Origin of the sequence: Nocardioides nanhaiensis (assembly GCF_039542785.1) — a bacterium.
GTDB lineage: Bacteria > Actinomycetota > Actinomycetes > Propionibacteriales > Nocardioidaceae > Nocardioides > Nocardioides nanhaiensis.
This window is the reverse complement of record NZ_BAABIM010000002.1, coordinates 619427-638866: the sequence shown is the minus strand read 5'-3', so window position 1 is coordinate 638866 and position 19440 is coordinate 619427. Positions and strand designations below refer to the sequence as shown.

Annotated in this window: 18 protein-coding genes; 11 read left to right on the top strand and 7 right to left on the bottom strand. The window is 74.0% G+C overall.

All coding sequences use genetic code 11. The features are described 5' to 3' along the window. Positions 1 to 173: 173 nt before the first annotated feature. The 9 genes from ABD948_RS11195 to ABD948_RS11155 all read left to right on the top strand — a co-directional run bounded on the left by ABD948_RS11195 (position 174) and on the right by ABD948_RS11155 (position 10819). A complete protein-coding gene (locus tag ABD948_RS11195) occupies positions 174 to 1142 on the top strand; it encodes a Rossmann-like and DUF2520 domain-containing protein (protein WP_345265736.1) in 969 nt (322 codons plus the stop codon). Continuing rightward, complete coding sequence (gene panC / locus ABD948_RS11190) at positions 1139 to 2080, top strand: pantoate--beta-alanine ligase (protein WP_345265734.1); 942 nt, start codon at positions 1139 to 1141, stop codon at positions 2078 to 2080. Before ABD948_RS11195 ends, panC begins: the two co-directional genes overlap by 4 nt. Further along, entirely contained in the window at positions 2080 to 2496 is a 417-nt protein-coding gene (gene panD / locus ABD948_RS11185) for an aspartate 1-decarboxylase (RefSeq protein ID WP_345265732.1), read from the top strand. Before panC ends, panD begins: the two co-directional genes overlap by 1 nt. Positions 2497 to 2553: 57 nt before the next feature. Beyond that, positions 2554 to 4263, top strand: a complete 1710-nt coding sequence (locus tag ABD948_RS11180) for an L-aspartate oxidase (RefSeq protein WP_345265730.1) — start codon at positions 2554 to 2556, stop codon at positions 4261 to 4263. After that, positions 4260 to 5162: a carboxylating nicotinate-nucleotide diphosphorylase gene (nadC, locus tag ABD948_RS11175; protein WP_345265728.1), complete on the top strand. Its 903-nt coding sequence runs from the start codon at positions 4260 to 4262 to the stop codon at positions 5160 to 5162. The genes ABD948_RS11180 and nadC overlap by 4 nt, the downstream gene beginning before the upstream one ends. Before the next feature lie 2 nt (positions 5163 to 5164). Then, complete coding sequence (locus ABD948_RS11170) at positions 5165 to 5962, top strand: type III pantothenate kinase (RefSeq protein ID WP_425576567.1); 798 nt, start codon at positions 5165 to 5167, stop codon at positions 5960 to 5962. 239 nt (positions 5963 to 6201) lie between these two features. Then, the gene (locus ABD948_RS11165; protein WP_345265726.1) at positions 6202 to 6543 is read left to right on the top strand and encodes a histone-like nucleoid-structuring protein Lsr2; all 342 of its coding nucleotides are present in this window, start codon (positions 6202 to 6204) and stop codon (positions 6541 to 6543) included. Positions 6544 to 6760: 217 nt separating this feature from the next. After that, positions 6761 to 9370, top strand: a complete 2610-nt coding sequence (locus ABD948_RS11160; RefSeq protein WP_345265724.1) for an ATP-dependent Clp protease ATP-binding subunit — start codon at positions 6761 to 6763, stop codon at positions 9368 to 9370. A 279-nt stretch (positions 9371 to 9649) separates the two neighbouring features. Next, entirely contained in the window at positions 9650 to 10819 is a 1170-nt protein-coding gene (locus tag ABD948_RS11155) for a glycosyltransferase family 2 protein (protein ID WP_345265722.1), read from the top strand. Here ABD948_RS11155 and ABD948_RS11150 read toward each other — a convergent pair. Continuing rightward, positions 10804 to 11703, bottom strand: a complete 900-nt coding sequence (locus ABD948_RS11150; protein WP_345265720.1) for an HhH-GPD family protein — start codon at positions 11701 to 11703, stop codon at positions 10804 to 10806. The two genes, ABD948_RS11155 and ABD948_RS11150, sit on opposite strands and share 16 nt — an antisense overlap. A gap of 79 nt (positions 11704 to 11782) precedes the next feature. Between ABD948_RS11150 and ABD948_RS11145 the strand changes: the two genes are divergently transcribed. Beyond that, the gene (locus tag ABD948_RS11145) at positions 11783 to 12667 is read left to right on the top strand and encodes a hypothetical protein (protein WP_345265718.1); all 885 of its coding nucleotides are present in this window, start codon (positions 11783 to 11785) and stop codon (positions 12665 to 12667) included. 293 nt (positions 12668 to 12960) lie between these two features. Here ABD948_RS11145 and disA read toward each other — a convergent pair whose 3' ends face one another. Continuing rightward, on the bottom strand, positions 12961 to 14046 hold the full coding sequence (gene disA / locus ABD948_RS11140; protein ID WP_345265716.1) for a DNA integrity scanning diadenylate cyclase DisA: 1086 nt from the start codon (positions 14044 to 14046) through the stop codon (positions 12961 to 12963). A gap of 117 nt (positions 14047 to 14163) precedes the next feature. Next, positions 14164 to 15627 carry a DNA repair protein RadA gene (gene radA / locus ABD948_RS11135; protein WP_345265715.1) on the bottom strand — a complete coding sequence of 488 codons (1464 nt, stop codon included), beginning with the start codon at positions 15625 to 15627 and terminating at the stop codon, positions 14164 to 14166. Between the two features lie 119 nt (positions 15628 to 15746). Between radA and ABD948_RS11130 the strand changes: the two genes are divergently transcribed. Next, positions 15747 to 16766, top strand: coding sequence for a LacI family DNA-binding transcriptional regulator (locus ABD948_RS11130; protein WP_345265713.1), 1020 nt, complete (start codon positions 15747 to 15749; stop codon positions 16764 to 16766). An 11-nt stretch (positions 16767 to 16777) separates the two neighbouring features. Here ABD948_RS11130 and ABD948_RS11125 read toward each other — a convergent pair whose 3' ends face one another. From ABD948_RS11125 to ABD948_RS11110, 4 genes are all read right to left on the bottom strand, one after another. Next, a complete protein-coding gene (locus tag ABD948_RS11125; protein WP_345265711.1) occupies positions 16778 to 17518 on the bottom strand; it encodes a class I SAM-dependent methyltransferase in 741 nt (246 codons plus the stop codon). Between the two features lie 10 nt (positions 17519 to 17528). Next, positions 17529 to 18167 carry a VOC family protein gene (locus ABD948_RS11120; protein ID WP_345265709.1) on the bottom strand — a complete coding sequence of 213 codons (639 nt, stop codon included), beginning with the start codon at positions 18165 to 18167 and terminating at the stop codon, positions 17529 to 17531. 101 nt (positions 18168 to 18268) lie between these two features. Next, on the bottom strand, positions 18269 to 18496 hold the full coding sequence (locus tag ABD948_RS11115) for a hypothetical protein (protein WP_345265707.1): 228 nt from the start codon (positions 18494 to 18496) through the stop codon (positions 18269 to 18271). 82 nt (positions 18497 to 18578) lie between these two features. Continuing rightward, complete coding sequence (locus ABD948_RS11110; RefSeq protein ID WP_345265705.1) at positions 18579 to 19391, bottom strand: DUF3109 family protein; 813 nt, start codon at positions 19389 to 19391, stop codon at positions 18579 to 18581. Positions 19392 to 19440 lie beyond the last annotated feature (49 nt).

Genomic DNA, 19440 nt, shown 5'->3' with positions numbered 1-19440 from the left:
CGGAGCGGATCGGTATCCGCGGTGGAAGAAGCCGGTCTAGGCTCCTTGTTGCACCTGACACCAGGCTCCGCGAAGGCGAGGCCGACGAGCACACCGTCCGGTACCCACACCGGCCCGGCCCCGAGAACCGCGGGGGCGGGTGGTCGGAGGGACTGGAACGAAAGGTTCGCACCATGTCTCAGTCGCAGTCCCCGAGCCTGCCCGCAGGCACCCCCGCCACTCCCGGCACGCGCTTCCGCATCGGTGTCGTCGGCGCCGGTCGGGTGGGCGCCGTGCTGGCCGCCCGGCTCGAGCAGGCCGGCCACGAGGTCGCCGCCGTCGCGGGGGAGTCCGACGCCTCGCGCAGCCGGATCGCCGAGCTGCTGCCCGGCCGGACGCCGAGCAAGCCCACCGCGGTCGCCCGCGCGTGCGACCTGCTGCTGCTCACCGTGCCCGACGACATGCTGGGCAACGTCGTCAGCATGCTGGCCGCCAGCGGCGCGCTGCACGAGGGTCAGCTGGTCGTCCACACCAGCGGCCGCCACGGCCTGGCCGTGCTGTCGCCCGCCGCCGAGGCCGGCGCGCGCACGCTGGCCCTGCACCCCGCGATGACCTTCACCGGCACCGCCGTCGACCTCGAGCGCCTGGGCGGCTGCGTCTTCGGCCTGACGGCGCCCGACGCCGAGCGCGCCGTCGCCGAGCGGCTCGTGGCCGACCTGGGTGGCAGGCCGATGTGGGTGCCGGAGCAGATGCGCACGCTCTACCACGCGGGTCTGGCGCACGGCGCCAACCACCTGGTCACGCTGGTCAGCGAGGCCATGCAGCTGCTGACGGCGGCCGGCGCCACCGACCCCGCCGGCACGCTGCGCCCGCTGCTCACCGCCGCGCTCGACAACGCACTGGCCCACGGCGACGCCGCCCTCACCGGCCCGATCGTGCGCGGCGACGCCGGCACCGTGCAGGCGCACCTGGCCGACATCGCCGCCCAGGCGCCCACCACGCTGCCCTCCTACGTGGCCATGGCCCGTGCCACGCTGGGACGCGCCGTCACCGACGGTCGGGTGCTGCCGATCCGCGCCCTCAAGATCAACCAGCTGCTCGACGAGGCGCTGGCCGAGGCCGCGAGCACGCCGCCGGCCTGGAGCAGCCGGAGCACCCGGTGACGACGGCGCCCGCCGACTCCCGCACCGACACCCGGACCCGACCCGCCGTCGCCCGCACCCGGGCCGAGCTCGCCGAGCTGCTGGCGCCCGCCCGTCGGGACGGGCTCCGTGTCGGCTTCGTGCCCACGATGGGCGCGCTGCACGTGGGCCACGCCAGCCTGATGGCGCGCGCCCGCGCCGAGGTGGGCGCGCAGGCGCCGGTGGTGGTCTCGGTGTTCGTCAACCCGACCCAGTTCGCCGCCGGCGAGGACCTCGACGCCTACCCACGCACGCTGGACGCGGACCTGGAGGTCTGCGCGCGCGAGGGCGTCGACGTCGTCTACGCCCCCACCGTGCACGACGTCTATCCCGACGGCCCCGAGGGCACCGTGGTGCGGCCCGACCCCGGCCCGCTCGGCTCCGTGCTGGAAGGCGGCTCGCGGCCCACCCACTTCGGCGGCGTGCTGCTGGTGGTGGCCAAGCTCTTCGGCCTGGTGCGGCCCGACGTCGCCGTCTTCGGCCAGAAGGACTACCAGCAGCTGGTGCTGGTGCGCCGGATGGCCGCCGACCTGTGCCTGGGCGTCGAGGTCGTCGGCGCCGAGACCGTCCGCGAGCCCGACGGACTGGCGCTCTCGAGCCGCAACACCTACCTGGACGCCGAGCAGCGCCAGCAGGCGCTCGCGCTCTCCCGGGCCCTGCGCGCCGGGGTCGACGCCGCCGGCGGGGGCGCCGCCGCCGCGCTCGCGGCCGCCCGGGCCGTGCTCGACGACGCCCCGGGCGTCGAGCTCGACTACCTGGCCCTCACCACCCCCGACCTCGCCCCGCTCGACGCCGACCCGCCGCCCGGCACCGAGGCCCGGATCCTCGTGGCCGCCCGCGTGGGCACCACCCGCCTGATCGACAACCTGCCGCTCCACCTCGGAGCCGGCCCCGCCCAGACCGACGAAGGAGACCGCTGATGCTCCGCACGATGATGACCTCCAAGATCCACCGCGCCACCGTCACCCAGGCCGACCTGCACTACGTGGGCTCGGTGACCGTGGACGCCGACCTGCTCGACGCCGCCGACCTGCTGCCCGGCGAGCTGGTGCACATCGTCGACATCACCAACGGCGCCCGCCTGGAGACCTACACGATCGCCGGCGAGCGGGGCAGCGGCGTGATCGGCATCAACGGCGCAGCCGCCCGCCTGGTGCACCCCGGTGACCTGGTGATCCTGATCGCCTACGGGCAGATGACCACCGAGGAGGCTCGCGAGCACCAACCGCACGTGGTGTTCGTCGACGCGCAGAACAAGATCCTGGCCACCGGCTTCGACCCGGCCGAGACCTTCGGCGGACCGGACCTGGTGCGCGGTGACCTCACCGCGCGCTGAGAGACGCCCCGACGCCGGCACCGGCCACCCCGCCGACGTCGGGTCTAGGCTCACCGGATGCCCGACGTGAGCCTGCCCGGCCGTCTGACCGCTCCCGAGCCCGGCTGGACCACCGACGCCGACGTCGTCGTCATCGGTTCCGGCATCGCGGGCCTGACGGCGGCCCTGCGGCTGCGCGGGCACGTGGAGAAGGTCCTGGTCGTCACCAAGGACCGGCTCTCGGCGGGCTCCACCCAGTGGGCGCAGGGCGGCATCGCGGCGGCGCTCGGCCCCGGCGACACCCCCGCCGAGCACGAGCTCGACACCCTGGTGGCCGGTGCGGGCGTGTGCGACGCCGAGGCGGTGCGGGCTCTGGTGACCGAGGGGCCCGAGGCCGTGCGCGAGCTGATCGCGCTCGGCACCCGCTTCGACCACGACCCCGACGGCGAGCTCTCGCTGACCCGCGAGGGGGGCCACCACCGCGACCGCATCGCGCACGCCGGCGGCGACGCCACGGGCGCCGAGATCCAACGCGCCCTCGTGGCCGCCGTCGGCGCCGCCCCCGAGATCGAGGTCATCAAGCGCGCCCTGGCGCTCGACCTGCTGCTCGACGACGACGGCGCCGTGGCCGGCGTGACGCTGCACGTGATGGGCGAGGGGCAGCGCGACGGCGTGGGCGCGGTGCGCTGCCGCGCGGTCGTGCTCGCCTCGGGCGGGCTGGGCCAGGTGTTCAGCCAGACCACCAACCCACCGGTCAGCACCGGCGACGGCATGGCGCTCGCCCTGCGCGCCGGGGCGACGCTGCGCGACCTGGAGTTCGTGCAGTTCCACCCCACGGTCATGTACCTGGGCGCGGACTCCACCGGTCAGCAGCCGCTGATCAGCGAGGCGGTCCGCGGCGAGGGCGCCTTCCTGGTCGACTTCGAGGGCGAGCGGTTCATGCAGGGCGTGCACGAGCTGGCCGACCTGGCGCCGCGCGACGTGGTCGCCAAGGCGATCATGCGCCGGATGCTCGACACCGGCCGCCCGCACATGTGGCTCGACGCCCGCCACCTGGGCGCGGCGTTCTGGGAGCGCCGCTTCCCGACGATCCTGGCCACCGCGCGCTCGCACGGCGTCGACCCCGTCACCGCGCTGCTGCCGGTGGCGCCCGCCTGCCACTACGCCTCGGGCGGCGTGCGCACTGACCTGTGGGGCCGCTCGAGCGTGCCCGGCCTCTACGCCACCGGCGAGGCGGCCTGCTCGGGCGTGCACGGCGCCAACCGGCTGGCCTCCAACAGCCTGCTCGAGGGGCTGGTGTTCTCGCGCCGCATCGCCACCGTGCTCCCCGGCGAGCTGCGCCCGTGGGCCACCGCCCGCACCGGTGAGGAGGACCCCCGCGCCACCGGGCTGCTCAGCGGCACCGCCCGGGAGGAGCTGCAGGACACCATGACGGCGCGGGTCGGCGTGCTGCGCAACGCCGCCGGGCTCGCCGAGGCCGGGGAGCGGCTGGGCAAGCTGGCCGAGCTCGCCGTCACCGGCACCGCCCTGGTGGACCTCGCCTCGTGGGAGGCCACCAACCTGCTCACCGTCAGCACGGCGATGACGCGCGCCGCCGCGCTGCGCGAGGAGACCCGCGGCTCGCACTGGCGCGACGACCACCCCGAGCGCGACGACGCCGCCTGGGCCGGCCACCTCGACACCCGACTCGTCGACGGCGGGCTCGCCACCGAGTTCCTGCCCGCGCCGGCCACCGACGTGCCCACCGACGTGCCCACCGACGTGCCCGCCGTGGAGGAGTCCCGATGACGCTGGCCCGCACCCCGCTCGTCGACCTGCCGCCCGCGCTGGTCGCGGAGCTGACCGAGGCCGGCCTCGACCCGGCCGCCGTCCACGCCCACGTGGCGCAGGCCTTCGCCGAGGACCTGCCCACCGGCGTCGACGTCACCAGTGCCGCGGTGCCGCCGCAGGGCTCGGGCACCGGCGACTTCGTCTCGCGCGAGACCGGCGTCGTGGCTGGGCTGGCCGTGGCCGAGCTGGCGTTCCGCTACGCGCTCGGCGAGGCGCTCGAGGTGGCCCACCGGACGCCGGACGGCACCCGGGTGCGGCCCGGCGACGTCGTCCTGACCGTCACCGGGCCGTGGGCCGCGCTGCTGACCGCCGAGCGCACCGCGCTCAACTTCGCCAGCCACCTCTCCGGCGTCGCGACCGCCACCGCGCGCTGGGTCGACGCCCTCGAGGGCACCGGCGCGCGGGTGCTCGACACCCGCAAGACCCTGCCGGGCTGGCGCGCGCTGCAGAAGTACGCGGTGCGCTGCGGCGGCGGGCTCAACCACCGGTTCAGCCTCAGCGACCGCGCGATGGTCAAGGACAACCACGTGGTCGCCGCCGGCGGTGTCGTGCCCGCCTTCGAGGCGGTGCGCGCGGCCTACCCCGACCTGCGCGTCGAGGTGGAGGTGACTGACCTCGACCAGCTGCGCGCGGTGCTCGACGCCGGCTGCACCGAGGTGCTGCTCGACAACATGCCGCCCGAGACGATGCGCGAGGCGGTCGCCATCACCGCGGGGCGCGCCTCCCTGGAGGCCTCCGGCGGGCTCACCCTCGAGCGGGCCCGCGCGGTGGGCGAGACCGGTGTCGACTTCGTCTCGGTGGGCGCGCTCACGCACTCGGTCAAGGTCTTCGACCTCGGCCTCGACGTGCGGGAGTGACCGTGCCCGACGCGCCCGGACTCCTGCTGCTGGCCGCCGACATCGGCAACGCCCACACGGTGCTGGGGCTGGTGCGTGATGGCGAGGTGCTGGCCGACTGGCGCATCTCGACCGACGAGCGCCGCACCTCCGACGAGTGGGCGGTGCTGATCCGCGGCCTGCTCGCGGGCGTGCGCGAGCTCGGCACGCCCGAGGGCGTCGTCGTGTGCGCCACGGTGCCGGGGGTGCTGCACGAGTGGCGTGACATGGTGCCGCGCCACTTCCCCGAGCTGCCCACCGTGGTGGTCGAGGCCGGGGTGCGCACCGGCGTGCCGGTGCTGATGGACAACCCGCGCGAGGTCGGCAGCGACCGGATCGTGAACGCGCTCGCCGCGGCGACCCGGTACGGCGGGCCCGCGATCGTCGTCGACTTCGGCGGCACCGCGACGACGTTCGACGTCGTCGACAGCCAGGGTCGCTACGTGGGCGGGGCGATCGCGCCGGGCATCGAGATCAGCCTCGAGGCGCTCGGTCGCCGCGGCGCGCAGCTGCGCAAGGTCGAGCTGGTGCGCCCGCGCAGCGTGATCGCCAAGAACACCGTCGAGGCCCTGCAGTCCGGGCTCGTCTTCGGCGTCGCCGCGCAGGTGGAGGGCATGGTGGCGCGGATGCGCGCCGAGCTGGGGGAGCCGGGCGAGGGGCTGAGCGTCGTCGCGACCGGCTACCTCGCCGACCTGGTGGCCGGGGAGTGCGGCTGCTTCACCGACCAGGACCCCTGGTTGACGCTGCGCGGCCTCGAGATGGTCTTCCTCCGTAATAGCTGATCGCGCCGCGCGTGTATTTCGGGCGCATTTCGACGCTTTTCCTGCGGCCATGCCCGGGAAGCGATCCGAGCGTCGGGCGATGACCCCGGGTCGAATGCAGCCAGGAAAGTCTCGAATTTCGCCCCGTCCGCATTCCGACGAATCGCCGCAAAGGCCGCCGATATTGGCGCGATAAACACCTGGGTGTCATAGTCAGGGTGCATTGTTCCCGTGTTACTCCCACAGGCAGGAATTCCCCCATGGCACAGAAGGTGAACATCGTCCTCGTCGACGACCTCGACGAGAGCGAGGCCACCGAGACCGTCAGCTTCGCGCTGGACGGCACCTCCTACGAGATCGACCTCAACGACGAGCACGCCGCCGAGCTGCGCGACGCGATGGCGCTCTACGTGGGCAACGCCCGCAAGGTCGCCTCCGGCGGACGCCGCCCGCGCAAGGCCGGCGGCTCCGCGAGCTCGGCCGCCGACAACGGCCCCTCGGCCAAGGAGATCCGCGAGTGGGCCCGCAGCAACGGTCACGACGTGCCCGAGCGGGGTCGCATCCCCGCCGAGGTGCGCGAGGCCTTCGACGCCGCTCACTGAGACGCCCAGCGGACGTCGGGCGGACCCCGATCCGGAGGCCGGCCCCCTGCTGCTCCCCCCGGGCGGCAGGGGGCCGGCGTTCGCTCTCAGCGGACTCCCGGGATCGGCTGAGGGGGAACGCGTAGGCTGGCCGAGGGGTTGGACCAGGCGTCTTGCCCCGCACCCCCGTCCCCGGCAGCGGCACGCGGGGCTCCCCAAGCAGTAGGAGTGATGAGCAGTGTTCGAGCGGTTCACAGACCGAGCCCGTCGGGTGGTCGTGCTGGCCCAGGAGGAGGCCCGCATGCTCTCCCACAACTACATCGGCACCGAGCACATCCTGCTCGGGCTCATCCACGAGGGTGAGGGCGTCGCGGCCAAGGCGCTGGAGAGCCTCGACATCTCCCTGGAGGCCGTGCGCGCCCAGGTCGAGGAGATCATCGGCCAGGGTCAGCAGGCGCCGTCGGGCCACATCCCCTTCACGCCCCGCGCCAAGAAGGTGCTCGAGCTCTCGTTGCGCGAGGCGCTGCAGCTCGGCCACTCCTACATCGGCACCGAGCACATCCTGCTCGGCCTGATCCGCGAGGGCGAGGGCGTCGCCGCCCAGGTGCTGCAGAAGCTGGGCGCCGACCTCAACCGGGTCCGCCAGCAGGTCATCCAGCTGCTCTCGGGCTTCCAGGGCAAGGAGTCGACCGCCTCGGCGGCGGCCAGCGCCGGCGGTGGCGAGACGCCGTCGTCCTCGCTGGTGCTCGACCAGTTCGGTCGCAACCTCACCCAGGACGCTCGCGAGAGCAAGCTCGACCCCGTGATCGGACGCGAGAACGAGATCGAGCGCGTGATGCAGATCCTCTCGCGGCGCACGAAGAACAACCCGGTGCTGATCGGCGAGCCCGGCGTCGGCAAGACCACGATCGTCGAGGGCCTGGCCCAGGACATCGTCAAGGGCAACGTGCCCGAGACGCTCAAGGACAAGCAGATCTACACCCTCGACCTCGGCGCGCTGGTGGCCGGCAGCCGCTACCGCGGTGACTTCGAGGAGCGCCTGAAGAAAGTGCTCAAGGAGATCCGCACCCGCGGCGACATCGTGCTGTTCATCGACGAGATCCACACCCTCGTGGGTGCGGGTGCCGCCGAGGGCGCCATCGACGCCGCCAGCATCCTCAAGCCGATGCTGGCCCGCGGCGAGCTGCAGACCATCGGTGCCACCACCCTCGACGAGTACCGCAAGTACCTGGAGAAGGACGCCGCGCTGGAGCGCCGCTTCCAGCCGATCCAGGTCGCCGAGCCCTCGATCGCGCACACGATCGAGATGCTCAAGGGGCTGCGCGACCGGTACGAGGCGCACCACCGCGTCACCATCACCGACGAGGCGCTGGTCTCGGCGGCGACGCTGGCCGACCGCTACATCTCCGACCGATTCCTGCCCGACAAGGCCATCGACCTCATCGACGAGGCCGGCTCGCGGCTGCGCATCCGCCGAATGACCCAGCCCGCCGACCTGCGCGAGTACGACGACAAGATCGGCGAGGTGCGGGCCCGCAAGGAGGCCGCGATCGACGGGCAGGACTTCGAGGCCGCGGCCCGCCTGCGCGACGAGGAGAAGCAGCTGATCCTCAAGAAGGCAGAGCGCGAGAAGCAGTGGCGCGCCGGCGACATGGACGACGTCGCCGAGGTCGACGAGGAGCTGATCGCCGAGGTGCTGGCGGTCGCGACCGGCATCCCGATCGTCAAGCTCTCCGAGGAGGAGTCCACGCGGCTGCTCAACATGGAGGACGAGCTGCACAAGCGCGTCATCGGCCAGGACGAGGCCGTCAAGGCCATCTCCCGCGCCATCCGACGCACCCGCGCCGGCATGAAGGACCCCAAGCGCCCCGGTGGTTCGTTCATCTTCGCCGGCCCCTCGGGTGTGGGTAAGACCTGGCTCTCCAAGACGCTCGCCGAGTTCCTCTTCGGGGACGAGGACGCGCTGATCCAGCTCGACATGTCGGAGTTCGGCGAGAAGCACACCGTCTCGCGGCTCTTCGGCTCGCCCCCGGGCTACGTGGGCTACGAGGAGGGCGGTCAGCTCACCGAGAAGGTGCGGCGCAAGCCGTTCTCGGTGGTGCTTTTCGACGAGGTCGAGAAGGCGCACCCGGACATCTTCAACAGCCTGCTGCAGATCCTCGAGGAGGGTCGCCTCACCGACAGCCAGGGCCGGGTGGTCGACTTCAAGAACACCGTCATCATCATGACCACCAACCTCGGCACGCGTGACATCGCCAAGGGCCTGAACCTGGGCTTCCAGCAGACCGGCGACGCCAGCTCCTACGACCGGATGAAGAGCAAGGTCTCCGAGGAGCTCAAGCAGCACTTCCGGCCCGAGTTCCTCAACCGTGTCGACGAGATCATCGTCTTCCCGCCGCTGACCCAGGAGCAGATCGTCTCCATGGTCGACAACATGATCGCGGCCGTCGAGCTGCGGCTGCGCGACCGCGACATGGCGCTCGAGCTGACCCAGCCGGCCAAGAACCTGTTGGCCGAGCGGGGCTTCGACCCCGTGCTCGGTGCGCGGCCCCTGCGCCGCACGGTGCAGCGCGAGATCGAGGACGTGATGGCCGAGAAGATGCTCTTCGGCGAGATCGGTCCCGGTCAGCTGGTGCTGGTCGACGTCGAGGGTGAGGGCCCCACGGCCACGTTCACCTTCAAGGGCCAGAAGGTCGGCGCCCTGCCCGACCTGCCGCCCTTCGAGACCGCCGACCTCGGCGGCGGCGACGCCTCCGAGGAGACCGACGGCCCGCGGGACGTTCCCAAGACCGGCGGCACCGACGCCGGTGGCGCCGAGGCCGGTGGCACCGGCACCGTCGCCGGCTGAGGCTCGCCCCACCGCTCCACCTCCCGACCCCCGTCGCCCTCGTGGTGGCGGGGGTCGGGTGCGTCTGGGGAGGTGCGGGGTGGCCTGGGGGGCGATCCCACGTCCACGTGGGATCGCGGAACAGGGGGGCCGGAATCCTGGCCCGCCGGTTCCGCGAAAGGCCCTCCGGTCGGTCACTCCTGAGGCCGGTGGGGCGCGTGGGATCCACGCGCGACCGGCGGGTGATGCCCGCCTCGCCCGCCCCGCCGGCGCGCCGACCCATCCCCTAGGGTCCTGCGCATGCTGTTCACGGCGAGCACGGTCAAGGACTCACCGGCGGGGCTGACGGAGTTCGTGACCCGCAACCTGGCCGGCGGCGTCGACCACTGCCTGCTCTTCGTCGACGACGCCGACCCGGCGGTCCTCGAGACCTTCGCCAGCCACCCGCACGTGACGGCGGTGCCCACGGGGCCGGCGTGGTGGCACGGCAAGCGCCCCAAGCAGCTCAACGTGCGCCAGCGCATCAACGCCAACGTGGCGCGCGCCCTGGCGGCGCCCCTGGCCGGCGCCGACTGGATCTTCCACATCGACGGCGACGAGGCCCTCGTGCTCGACCGGGGCGTCGTCGACGCGCTGCCCCCCGAGATCGAGGTCGTGCGCGCCGCGCCGCTGGAGGCCGTGAGCCGGGTGAAGTGGCCCGGTCGCAAGGTCACCCACTTCAAGCGGATGCTCGAGCACGAGGAGCTCACCCTGCTGCAGGTGCTGGGTCTGATCGAGGAGCCGCTCAACGGGCACTACTTCCACGGTCACTGCGAGGGCAAGTGCGGGATGCGGCCCACGCTGCGGCGCTGGCACGCGCTGCACGACGTGCACGACCACGAGCAGGAGCTCGTGCCCGCCGGCGACGACGGCAAGGGCGACTGGGCGCGGCTGCTGCACTACGAGTCGTGGTCGGGGGAGGAGTTCGTGCGCAAGTGGATGAACATCCTCGCCTCGGGCTCGAAGGTGAGCTTCCGCCCGGTGCGCGAGCCCACCGCCGTCGCGCTGCGCGCCCTGCTGGCGCGCGACCTGCCCGAGAAGAAGCTGCGCGCCTACCTGATGCGCATCTTCGAGCGCACCACCGCCGACGACTTCGAGACCCTGCTGGAACTCGGCCTCCTCGAGCAGGTCGACCCGCTCGCGGGCACCCACCGTCCCGAGCCGCTCGGAGCGGAGCGCTCACGCCAGCTGACGGCGCTGCTCGCCGGTGTCGCTCCCGAGAACAAGTGGCACTTCCACACCGGGCGCAGCGCCGTCGAGATGCTGGAGTCGCTGCAGGCGACGGCGTCGCGCGTCGAGCAGGCGGGGGAGGCGGCCCTGGTCGCGCGGGCACGCGAGGTCTGGACGCTGCCGCAGGCCGTGCTCGACGACGTCACGGCCCGCCAGCAGCCGGCCGGTCAGGCCGGTCAGGCGGGTCAGGGCAGCGCGTAGCCGCTCGGTCCGGCCACCACGAGCAGCCCGTCGTCCACGAGCGCCGCCAGGCACCGCTCGCGCTGCACCGGCTCGGGCCACACCTGCTCGAAGGCGCTCACGTGCACCGGGCCGTGCGCGTCGCGCGCGACCGCCATCAGGCGGCCCCGGCACTGCCGGTCGGTGCCCGCCCACGCCTGCCCGCGGCGTGGCGGCCCGGTGTAGGCGGGGCGCCCCGCGGCCTGCCAGGCGCACAGGTCGGCCACGGGGCAGCGCTCGCAGTCGGGCCGGGCGGCGGTGCACACCAGGGCGCCCAGCTCCATGACGGCCACCGCCCAGGTCGCGGCGGTCGGCTCGTCGTCCGGCAGCAGCGCCGTGGCCAGGTCGCGCTCGGCCCGGGTGACCGACGGCGGCGGCAGCTCGGTGCCGCCCACGGCACGGGCGAACACCCGGCGCACGTTGGTGTCCAGCACCACGTGACGGCGTCCGAACGCGAAGCTGGCGATGGCCGCCGCGGTGTAGTCGCCGACCCCGGGCAGGGCGATCAGGTCGTCGTAGTCGGCCGGCACCTGGCCCTCGTGACGCTCGACGACGGCAGCCGCTGCCGCGTGCAGCCGCAGGGCGCGCCGGGGGTAGCCCAGCCGTCCCCACGCGCGCACCGCCTCGCCGCTGGGTTCGGCGGCCAGGTGGCCCGGCGTCGGCCAGCGTTCGAGCCACGCGGCGTGCACGGGCAGCACGCGGGCCACCGGCGTCTGCTGCAGCATGAACTCCGAGACCATGACCGACCAGGGGCTCGCGCTCGGGTCGCGCCACGGCAGCTCGCGCGCGTGGTCGGCGTACCAGTCGAGCACCCGCGCGTGCAGCACGTCGGGCGGCGGCGTGGGCGAGGTCGACGGGGGCTCCACGGCCCCGATTCTGCGGGAGGTGGGACCTCCCCGGTGTGGCACCCCCACCCGGGCCGCGCGAATCGTTAGCGTGCGAGGCATGCCCGCGACGCCCCCCACGACCCGCGGACCGCTGCCGCCGGGCGTGTACTGGCGCCGCCGGCTGTTCGTGCTCGGCCTGGCGTGCTCGCTGGTGGTGCTGATCGGGGGGCTGCTGCGCGGCGGCAGCGACGGCGCCTCGGAGGACCGCGGCGTCGAGGCCGTGCAGTCCGCGGCCGAGCCCAGCGACCTCCCCAGCGAGGGCCCCACCGACGACCTGGCCGACCCGGACCAGTCCGCAGGCCTCGGCGCCACCTCCGTGCCGACGCCCACGCCGACCCCGCTGGCCCAGCCCGAGGGCGCCTGCGAGCCCGTCGACGTCGCCGTCACCCCCGTGGTGGAGGAGGCCGTGGCCGGCCGCGACGTGACCGTCGTCCTGGAGCTTCGCAGCATCGAGAGCGCGGCCTGCACCTACGAGATCTCACCGGCCCACGTGGCGGTGACCATCACCTCCGGCGCCGACCCGATCTGGTCCAGCCGCGACTGCCCGCGCGTGCTGCCCACCCAGTCCGCGGTGCTGCGCCCCGAGGAGCCGGTCCGCGTCGGTGTGGTCTGGAACGCCCGCCGCTCCAACCTCGGCTGCCCGGGCCGCTCGTCCTACGCTCTCGACGGCTTCTACCACGTGCAGGCCGCCGCGCTGGGCGGTGAGCCCCAGGACGTGCAGTTCGAGCTGGAGCTGCCCCGCCCCGACGTCGTCACCCCCACCCCGACGCCCACCCAGAAGCCCCAGCCCTCGGGCAAGCCGAGTGGCAAGCCCACCGGCGGTGCGAGCGGCGAGCCGAGCAACGAGCCCTCCGACCGGCCCTCGGGCAAGCCCGCCGGCAAGCCGAGCGGCAAGCCCTCGGGCAGGCCCACCGGCGCCGTCGAGCCCGGCGACCCCGCCTGACCCGACCCGGCGCGACCACGCACGGGTGGGACGCCGACCCGGCCTGAGTGCGCACGGGTGGGACGCCGACCCGGCGCGAGTGCGCACGGGTGGGACGCCGACCCGGCCTGAGTGCGCACGGGTGGGACGCCGACCCGGCGTGACTGCGCACGGCTGGGACGCCGACCCGGCGCGACTGCGCACGGGTGAGACGCCGACCCGGCCCGAGTGCGCACGGGTGGGACGCCGACCCGGCCTGAGTGCGCACGGGTCGAGCACCGAGCCGGCGCACTGCGAGCCGGGTCGGCGAGGCGTCAGACGTAGCGCTCGAGGATCGTCGACTCGGCCAGGCGGGTGAGGCCCTCGCGGACGCTGCGGGCACGCAGCTCGCCGACGCCGTCGACGGCCTGCAGGTCGTCGACGCCCGCCGAGAGCAGCTTCTGCATGGTGCCGAAGTGCTCCACGAGGCGCTCGACGACGGGCGCGGGCAGGCGCTGGACCTTCGCGAGCAGGCGGAAGCCGCGGGGGGTGACGGCGCCGTCGAGGTGCTCGCCGGTGCCGATGCCGAGCGCGCGGGCGGCCGCGGCGGGGTCGACGAGCTCGGTGGGGGACAGGGCCTCGAGGCGGGCGAGCAGCTGCTCGGGCGACTTGTTGCGCCGCCCGGCGGGCACGTAGTCGCGGATCACGAGCTCGCGCTCGGCGTCGACGCCGGTGATCAGCTCCTCGAGCTGCAGGGAGAGCAGCCGCCCGTCGCTGCCGAGCTGGAGGACGTAGTCCTCGATCTCGCTGGCGATCCGGGTGACCATCTCCAGTCGCTGGGCGACGACGGCGACGTCGCGCACGGTGACCAGGTCCTCGATCTCGAGGGCCGAGAGGGTGGCCGAGACCTCGTCGAGGCGCTGCTTGTAGCGCTCGAGCGTGGCCAGCGCCTGGTTGGCGCGGGAGAGGATCTGCGCGGAGTCCTCGAGCACGTGGCGGGTGTCGCCCACGTAGGCCGCGATGATCTGCATGGACTGCGAGACCGAGATGACCGGGAAGCCGGTCTGCTTGGCGACGCGGTCGGCGGTGCGGTGCCGGGTGCCGGTCTCCTCGGAGGGGATGGTGTGGTCGGGCATCAGGTGCACCGCGGCGCGCAGGATCCGGCTGAGGCTGGAGTCGACGATGATCGCGCCGTCCATCTTGGCCAGCTCGCGCAGCCCGGTGGCGGTGAACGGCACGTCGAGGGTGAAGCCGCCGGTGGAGATGGACTCCACGGTCTTGTCGTGGCCGAAGACGATCAGGGCGCCGGTGCGACCCCGCAGGATGCGCTCGAGCCCGTCACGCACGTGGGTGCCGGGCGCGATCAGGGCGAGGGTCTCGCGCAGGCGCAGGGCCTCGTCGGTGCGCTCGGCGGCGGCCACCTGTGTCTCCCTCTGCCGGCGACGCCGGCGGTCCTGGTCTGAGTTGGATGCTGGCGCACCGGATCGAATCGGCGCGCCACGCGCAGTCTAGGTGACGGCGCCGCCACCGCGCGGCTCTCAGCGCTCCTCGGAACGCGGGACGTCGACGACCTCGAGCGCGTGCTTGGTGCGGGCCACCAGGTGCAGCACCCGCAACGCACCCACGACGTCGGGCACCTCGACCACGCGCATGCCCTCGACGGTGCGGTCCGCACGGGCGGGCCGCGCACCCTGCGCCGAGCCCGGTGGTGCGGGGACGACGGCCATCTGGAAGCCGAGCCGGGCTGCCTCGGCCAACCGCTGGGGCAGGTCGCGCACCCGGCGCAGCTCGCCGGCCAGGCCGATCTCGCCCATCGCGACGACGCCGGCCGGCGGCGGGCTGACGAAGGTCGCCGAGGCCAGGGCGATGGCGACCGGGAGGTCGCTGGCGGGGTCGGAGAGGCGGGCGCCGCCCACGGTGGAGGCGAAGACGTCGTGGGAGGCCAGCCGGATGCCGACGTGCTGCTGCAGCACCGCCAGCACCATCGCGATGCGCGAGGAGTCCAGGCCCGAGGTGGTGCGGCGGGGCCGCTCGAGCGCGGAGGGGGTGACCAGCGCCTGCACCTCGGCGAGCAGCGGCCGCCGGCCCTCCATGGTGACGGCGACGCAGGTGCCGGCGACGCGGCCGTGGTGGTGCTCGACGAACAGGCCGGTGGGGTCGGCCACGGCGGTGATGCCCTCGGCGGAGAGGTCGAAGCAGCCCACCTCGTCGACCGGGCCGAAGCGGTTCTTGACCGCGCGCACCATCCGGAACCGGGAGTTGCGGTCGCCCTCGAAGTGGAGCACGACGTCGACGAGGTGCTCGAGCACCCGGGGGCCGGCGATCGAGCCGTCCTTGGTGACGTGGCCGACCAGCACGGTGGTGATGTTGCGGGTCTTGGCCACCCGCACCAGTGCGGCGGCGACCTCCTTGACCTGCGTGACGCCGCCCGGGACGCCGTCGACGCCGGCGGCCGCGATGGTCTGCACCGAGTCGACCACCAGCAGGGAGGGGCGCACCTCCTCGATGTGGGTGAGCACCGCGCCGAGGTCGGTCTCGGCGGCGAGGAAGAGCTCCTCGTGCACACCGTTGGTGCGGTCGGCGCGCAGCCGGACCTGGCTGGCGGACTCCTCGCCGGTGACGTAGAGCGTGCGGGCCCGCGCGCCGCCGGTGCCGGCGGTGCGGGCCGCGACCTCGAGCAGCAGGGTGCTCTTGCCGACGCCGGGGTCGCCGGCCAGCAGGATGGCGGCGCCGGGCACCAGACCGCCCCCGAGCACCCGGTCGAGCTCGGCGACGCCACAGCTGCGGAAGGCCGAGGCCTCGACCGAGACCTGGCCGATCGGCACGGCCGGCGTGGTGACGGGCGCCGCGCTGGTGCGGCCCTGGGGGGCGGCGGTCTCGGCGATGGACCCCCACGCCTGGCACTCCCCACAGCGGCCGACCCACTTGCCGGTCTGCCAGCCGCACTCCGAGCAGCGGTAGGCGGGCCGCGGGGCGCGGGCGGTCTTGCTGGTGGTGGCCATGGGTCGCAACCTAGACGGCGCCACCGACAGCCCTCCCGACCAGGGCGTGCACCGGATGCGTGTCGGTTATCCTGCGCCTCTTGGAACGATCCAGGGCGAGTGCGGAGGAGGCGAGGAGCGTGGCGAAGCTGCCGACGGGGGCGCCGACGCTCGCCGACGTCGCCGAGCGCGCCGGGGTCTCGCGTCAGACCGTCTCCAACGCCGTGAACAACCCCGACCTGCTGCGCCCCGACACGCTCGCGCGCGTGCAGGACGCCATCGAGGACCTCGGCTACGTGCCCAACCGGGCCGCGCGCAACCTGCGCACCCGGGCCTCGCACCTGGTGGGCCTGCGGATGAACCCCGCCCAGGAGTTCACCGCCAACGCCGCGATGGACCGCTTCACCCACTCCCTGGTCGAGACCTCGCGCGAGGCCGGCTACCACGTGCTGCTGTTCTCGGGGGAGCCGCAGGACCCGGTCGCGGGCTACGACGACCTGCTGCGCTCCACCGCGGTCGATGCGTTCGTCGTCACCGACACCTACCTGGGCAACCCGCAGGCCGCCTGGTTGCGGGAGCGGCGGGCCACGTTCGTGGCGTTCGGACGACCCTGGGACGACCCGGGCGCCACCCACCCCTGGGTCGACGTCGACGGCGCCGCGGGCACCGAGATCGCCACCCGGCACCTGATCGAGCGCGGGCACGACCGGATCGCCTGGATCGGGTGGCGCAAGGACTCCTGGATCGGCGAGGACCGCCGCGCCGGCTGGAGCCGCACGCTCAAGGCGCACGGCCTCTCCACCACCGGCATGGCCTCGCGGGTCGAGGACACCGTGCACAGCGGCCGCGAGGCCAGCGCCGTGCTGCTCGACGAGGCCCGCCCCTCCGCCTTCGTGTGCGCCTCCGACACGCTGGCCATGGGAGTGCTGCACACCCTGGCCGAGCGCGGGCTGCACCCGGGGCGCGACATCGCGGTGGTGGGCTTCGACGACTCCCAGGTGGCCCAGGTGGTGCAGCCGGGGCTCACCTCGGTGCGCCAGCCGCTCGAGCTGGTCGCCGTCGAGGTGGTCAAGGCGCTCGAGGGTCTGCTCGGCGCCCCGCCGGTCACGAACGAGGGCGTGATGCTCACCCCGACCCTGGCGGTCCGCGGCTCCAGCTGAGGGTCGCGAGCTCAGCCGAAGGTCCGGCTCCACACGTTGACGGCGTAGTCGACCTCGAGACCGGTGTGGTGGCGCAGGGCCTCCTCGGCGGCCGCGGGTGGGAGCTCGATGCGCACGACCGCCTCCAGGTCCGCGCGGGAGGTGAACCGCCAGCCCATGTCGACGGCGGTGCGGGTCCAGCCGCGCGAGGCCCAGAACCGCTCGACCTCCGACGGCGGGGGCAGGTGCGGGAAGCCGCGGCGGAACCAGGCGCCGAAGGTGGAGCGCGCGGGGTCGTTGTCGACGACGAGCGCGGTGCCACCGCGCCGCAGCACCCGGGCGAGCTCGGGCAGCCCGGGCTCGCATCCGGGGCCGAAGAAGTAGGCCCAGCGGGCGTGGACGACGTCGACGCTGCCGTCGGCCAGGGGCACCTCCTGCGCGGTGCCGGGCAGCACCCGCACGTGGTCGAGCCCGCGGGTGCGACGGCGGGCCAGCGCCACCAGGTCGGGGTGCGGCTCGACGCCGACGACCTCGCGCGCCGTCGCCGCGAACAGCGGCAGGTGGTAGCCGGTGCCGCAGCCGAGGTCGAGCACGCGGGCGTCGTCCCACGCAGCCGCACCGGGGACGACGTCGCGCAATGCCTGCCACAGCCGACCGTCGGGGTCGGCGGCGCGGTTCTCGCGCTCGTAGACCTCGGGCGTGCGCCAGATGTTGGGGCTGGCGACGGCCCCGCGCACGGGGGTCACGCCGGCACCACGGGACACCCCGGACACCCCGGGAGGGTCAGAGCCGCACGAGGCCCGCGGGGGTCTGCACCTGGATGGCGAGCACGCCGGGGGTGCCGTGCGGGGCGACCCACTCGACCTTGACGTCCTCGAGCGGCGCCTCCACGGGCGCGCCCAGCCACTCGCTGACCCGCTGCGGGTCGCCGGCGATCTCGAGGCAGGCCAGGGTGAAGGAGTCGTCGGCGCCGGCGGAGGGGTGCAGCTCCAGCGGGCTCTCCCACTCCACGAAGAAGGGCAGCTGCGGGTCGGAGATCAGGCCGTTGACGCCGATCTGCTTCCAGCGCAGCTCGGTGCCGTCGGGGCGGTGCCGGTTGCCCGCGACGGCGGCGCGCCCCAGGCGGGCCTCCACCGGCGCGATGTCGCCCACGGCGACGACCCAGCCGAGCCAGCCGCCACCGGCGAGCGAGCGCGCCTTGACGGCCTGGCCGAAGGGCGCCTTGTCGGAGGCGGGGTGGTCGAGCGCCTCCACGACCTCGAGGTAGGTGGTGCCGCCGAGCGGCAGGATCATGTTGCGGGTGCCGAAGCGCGGGTGCACGCCGCCGTCGAGGAACGAGGCGCCCAGGAGACCCCCGATGCGCTCCGCGGTGCTGGCGAGGCCGTCGGGGCCGGCGGCGAAGGAGAGGTGGTCCAGGCGCATGTCGACATTCTCAGCATGCGCTCAGCGGACGCCGACGGCGGGGTCGTTTCTCTCGACGTCGAGACAGTCGGGGCCGCCGCGCAGCCCCGTCCAGCACGGGCTCAGCGCCGGTGGCGCCCGTCCTGACGACGCCCGAGGTCCCACAGCAGGCTGGCCAGCAGCAGACACGCGAGCCAGGCGACCAGGACGGCGACGTCGCCGCGGTGGAAGCCCTGGGTGGAGGAGACCGTCCACACGGTGTCGCCGGCCCAGCTCTCGTCACCGAGCAGCAGGTAGAGAGTGGTGGCGCTGGCCCCCACGGCGAGCACCACCGCGATCGCGCGGAGCACCGCTGCAGGCTAGGTCACCTCGGTCGCGCGCCACGCGACTTTTCCTGAGTCGGGACCGTAACGAAATAACGGCGGCGCAGGGTCAGCGCGGGTCGGCGGGGTGCAGCGCGAGCGCGGAGCGGGAGCGCAGGTGCGCCTCGCAGTGGCGGACCAGCTCGTCGTAGGCCGCGCGGCCCATCAGCGCCACCAGCTCGGGCTCGTGGGTCACGTAGACCGGCTCGGGGGCCACGTGCGCCTCGGTGTTGCCCGAGCAGTACCAGTCCAGGTCGTGCCCGCCGGGGCCCCAGCCGCGCCGGTCGTACTCGCCGATCGTCACCTCGGTGTAGCCGGTGCCGTCGGCGCGCTCGACGGTGCGGAAGGTGCGCCGCATCGGCAGCTGCCAGCACACGTCGGGCTTGGTCTCCAACGGGTTGCGGCCCTGCCGCAGCGCCAGCCCGTGCAGCGCGCAGCCGGCGCCGCCGGGGTGGTCGGCGCGGTTGTGGAACACGCACCCGCTCTGGCCGTCGACCTCGATGGCCAGCGTCTTGCGCTCGCCGTCGGCGTCGGTGTCGACCCAGTCCCGCTTGCGCACCCGCGGGTCGCGCCGGTCGGCCCAGGCCTTGCGGGTGACGCCCTCGATCTCGCCGTTGGCGGGGTGGAACTGCCACTGCTCGGGCGTCAGCTCGGCCACGAAGCCGGCGACGCGCTGCTCGTCGTCCTTGTCGGCGAAGTGCGCCCCGAGGGTGCAGCAGCCGGTGTCGGGGGAGTCGGCGTCGATGCCGCAGCAGCCCTGGCCGAAGATGCACATGTAGGACGACGTCAGCCAGGTGAGGTCGCAGCGCATCACCTCGGTGTCGTCGGCGGGGTTCGCGAACTCGACGAACGCGCGGGGGAACACCAGGTCGACCTCGGGCACGCGTCCACCCTACGGTCCACGGACGGCCGGTCGCGCACGAGCGGGCAGG

Coding starts and splice junctions, on each gene's coding strand:
- ABD948_RS11195 (WP_345265736.1), top strand. CDS start 174: ATGTCTCAGTCGCAGTCCCCGAGCCTGCCCGCAGGCACCCCCGCCACT.
- panD (WP_345265732.1), top strand. CDS start 2,080: ATGCTCCGCACGATGATGACCTCCAAGATCCACCGCGCCACCGTCACC.
- ABD948_RS11180 (WP_345265730.1), top strand. CDS start 2,554: ATGCCCGACGTGAGCCTGCCCGGCCGTCTGACCGCTCCCGAGCCCGGC.
- nadC (WP_345265728.1), top strand. CDS start 4,260: ATGACGCTGGCCCGCACCCCGCTCGTCGACCTGCCGCCCGCGCTGGTC.
- ABD948_RS11165 (WP_345265726.1), top strand. CDS start 6,202: ATGGCACAGAAGGTGAACATCGTCCTCGTCGACGACCTCGACGAGAGC.
- ABD948_RS11155 (WP_345265722.1), top strand. CDS start 9,650: ATGCTGTTCACGGCGAGCACGGTCAAGGACTCACCGGCGGGGCTGACG.
- ABD948_RS11145 (WP_345265718.1), top strand. CDS start 11,783: ATGCCCGCGACGCCCCCCACGACCCGCGGACCGCTGCCGCCGGGCGTG.
- radA (WP_345265715.1), bottom strand. CDS start 15,627: ATGGCCACCACCAGCAAGACCGCCCGCGCCCCGCGGCCCGCCTACCGC.
- ABD948_RS11120 (WP_345265709.1), bottom strand. CDS start 18,167: ATGCGCCTGGACCACCTCTCCTTCGCCGCCGGCCCCGACGGCCTCGCC.